Source organism: Mesorhizobium sp. M4A.F.Ca.ET.050.02.1.1, from assembly GCF_003997725.1.
Taxonomy (GTDB): domain Bacteria; phylum Pseudomonadota; class Alphaproteobacteria; order Rhizobiales; family Rhizobiaceae; genus Mesorhizobium.
In genome coordinates this window covers 1-2,977 of sequence record NZ_RZSG01000738.1, presented here as the reverse complement: position 1 = coordinate 2,977, position 2,977 = coordinate 1, and the positions used below count along the sequence as shown (strand labels likewise).

At 64.4% G+C, this 2,977-nt stretch carries 3 protein-coding genes and 1 pseudogene; 2 read left to right on the top strand and 2 right to left on the bottom strand.

The features are described 5' to 3' along the window. Positions 1-479: transglycosylase domain-containing protein (locus EOA33_RS30315; protein WP_190234414.1), on the bottom strand; the 479-nt coding region annotated here is incomplete at its 3' end. Between the two features lie 161 nt (positions 480-640). After that, positions 641-1,279 carry a TetR/AcrR family transcriptional regulator gene (locus EOA33_RS30310; protein WP_127407319.1) on the bottom strand — a complete coding sequence of 213 codons (639 nt, stop codon included), beginning with the start codon at positions 1,277-1,279 and terminating at the stop codon, positions 641-643. Positions 1,280-1,454: 175 nt separating this feature from the next. Between EOA33_RS30310 and EOA33_RS30305 the strand changes: the two are divergent. After that, positions 1,455-1,670: pseudogene (locus EOA33_RS30305) on the top strand (glycine cleavage T C-terminal barrel domain-containing protein); the annotation flags it as partial. Between the two features lie 118 nt (positions 1,671-1,788). Next, on the top strand, positions 1,789-2,977 hold a 1,189-nt coding region (locus EOA33_RS30300), incomplete at its 3' end, for a trimethylamine methyltransferase family protein (RefSeq protein WP_127407318.1).

Below are 2,977 nucleotides of genomic sequence, written 5' to 3'. Positions count from 1 at the left end.
TTCTCGAAGATGGCGCGCGACAGGCCGAGCACGTCGATACCGTAATGGTCGAAGAAGCGCCGGTCCTCGGTCGCCAGCACCGCCTTGATGACATGGTCGGGCATTTCGTCGACCGGCACCGAGTCGCGCTGGATGATGCCGCGCTGGCCGATCTCGTTGCCGTAGCGGTCGAGGAATGTGACGGCGAAGTCGCCCTGCGCGCGCCAGTCGCCGGCTGTGATCTCGAAGGCAGGCATCGCCAGCGCAAGCAGCACGACGATGCCGCCAGCGCCCATAGTGAAGCCTTCGCTGAGCACCTCGATGATGCCGCGCCGCCAGCCCTTGACGCGGAAGCGTCGGAAAAAGATGGTCGCCGCTTCCCAGAACTGGCCTGCCTTGAAGCCGATTTCGTAGAGCGAGGAATCGAGCCACGCGTCGACGGCAAGCAGCGCCGAGGCAATGCGGCCTCTTCTCTTGCGTGGTCTCAAAGGACTTGCCATTCCAGAATTCCGCCCAGCCAACTTCCCCAAAACGGCATGGGCAGTTTCGAGGGTGGCTCCCTGCCTGACTATTCGACCATTTTATCACCGCTCACAAGGGTAGCGAAGCCACACACAAGCTTTGTTGATCGCTAAGGTTGATTCCGGGTGCTCGAGCGCTATCACCGCGCCGCGATAAAGCGCATGAAATGCGCCACATCGGCCTCGCTCGGCTCCTGGCCGGTGAAGGCGCGAAGATAGGCCGCGAGATGGCTGACCCTGGCCTCGACCGGTTCCTTGAGGTCGAGGACGTAGTAGCCGATCTGCATATAGTAAAGCACGCGCGCCCGGATGAAGGCATTCTCCGCGTCAAAGCCGTGTCTTTGGTACATGTCGCGGATAGCGGTGAGGCGATCGTCGTCGGCCTGGTCGATCATGCGCCGCACATCGTCCGAGCGCCTGGCCCATTCACGTACGGCAAAGTCGAGCCTCGGGTCGAACATGCGCTCGTCGGCCCAGCATTCGAACACGTTGAGCACGCCCATGATGATGGTTGCGGCAGGGCGCTGGGCGCGCTCGACGATCGCCTTGGTATTGGTCTCATGCCAATGCTTCAGCAACTGGTCGAGCAGATCCTGGCGGCTTTCGAAATACCAGTAGAAGCTCGACCGCGACACGCCGAGCTTCTGGCCGAGCGGCAGCACGCGCACGCTCTCGATGCCGTCGGAGACGAGCGCCTGCAGCGCGAGGTTGATCCAGTCCGAGCGCGTTACCTTGATGTTGCCGGGCGCCGGCTCGTCTTGCGGCGAAATCATGATCATGGACACACAAGTGGCACGCCGGATCACCGCGCGCAAGCTCTGGACATAAGTGTCTAGACACATATGTACAGTAGGCATATGCTAACGGCTTCCAACGAGAGGGAGAGGCTCGTGAAGTCGCATTATCGCGCGGTTGTCATCGGAGGAGGTGTCGTCGGCGCCTCGGTGCTTCAGCTTCGAGCCGGTCTGGCACAAGCGCCGGCGCGTCGGCTTCGTCACCTCCGGCGGCTATGGCTACACGGTTGGCAAGAGCGTCGCGCTGGCGTTGGTGGACAACGATTTCGCCGGGGAGGGGACGGAACTTTCGGTGCACATTGTCGACGTCGAACGGCCGGCGCGCATCATCCCCGCCTCACCCCACGACCCCGACGGCAAAGCGATGCGGCAATAGAGGATGATCCCGAAAAGTGGGAACCGGTTTTCGGAAAAGATCATGCTCAAACAAGAGGATAAGATGGAACGGGATGACGCTTCGAAGAAAAGTCATCCTGTTCCAAGGAGGATCTGCCATGGTTGAAGATGTCGCACGCGATTTGAGGCGCGAACGCCGGCGTGGACGCACCGGCGAGGCGGGCAGCGAGTCAAGCCGCCGGCCGGACTACCGGTCGCTCAAGAACCCGTTCCTGCCGCAGCCGATCTTCTCCGAAGACCAGGTCGCGGCGATCCACGACACGGCGCTGCGCGTGCTGGAGGAACTCGGCATCAAGGTGCTGCTGCCGGAAGCGCGGCATGTCTTGGCCGGCGCCGGCGCGCTGGTCGACGAGGACAGCCAGATGGTGCGCATCGGCCGCGACTTGGTCGAGGCGGCACTGGCCTCGGCGCCGCGCTCGATCCTGGCCCATGGCGGCGCGCGCGATCGCGATCTGATGCTTGAACTGGGCTCGATGACCTTCCTCGCCGGGGCCGGCGCGCCCAACGTCACCGATCTCGAACGCGGCCGGCGGCCGGGCACGTTGGCCGCCTACAAGGAACTGACCAAGCTCATCCAGCATTTCGACGTGCTGCACATGCTTTGTCCCTCGATCGAGCCGCAGGATGTCGACAACCGCTTCCGTCACTATGCCGTCAACCGGGCGCAGCTGACGCTCTCCGACAAGTTCCCGTTCGTCTTCGCGCGCGGCACGCTGCAGGTCGACGACAGTTTCGAGATGGTCCGCCTGGCGCGCGGCCTCTCCGAGGACGAGTTCCGCGCCGGCGCTCATTGCTACACCGTCATCAACACCAATTCGCCACGCCAGCTCGACATCCCGATGGCGCAAGGCATCATCGATTTCGCCAGGGCCGGCCAGGTCTCGATCATCACGCCCTTCTGCCTGGCTGGCGCCATGGCGCCGATCACGGTCGCCGGCGCGCTGACGCTGCAGCATGCCGAGGCGCTGGCCGGGCTGACGCTGGCGCAGATCGTGCGACCCGGGGCGCCGGTCGTCTACGGCTCCTTCTCCTCCAATGTCGACATGAAGTCGGGCGCGCCGGCCTTCGGCACGCCCGAGCACGTCAAGGCGACGCTCGGCGCCGGCCAGCTCGCCCGCTTCACCGGCCTGCCCTGGCGCTCCGGCGGCGGCAGCGCCGCCAACATTTCCGACGCTCAGGCCGCGCATGAGACGCAATTCGCGCTGTGGGGCTCGGTACTGGCCGGCGCCACCGTCTGCATCCACGCCGCCGGCTGGCTGGAAGGGGGGCTGAGCGTCTCCTACGAGA

What these genes read in the sequence shown, in the direction of transcription:
- EOA33_RS30310 (WP_127407319.1), bottom strand. Translation starts at nt 1,279, where the DNA reads ATGATCATGATTTCGCCGCAAGACGAGCCGGCGCCCGGCAACATCAAG.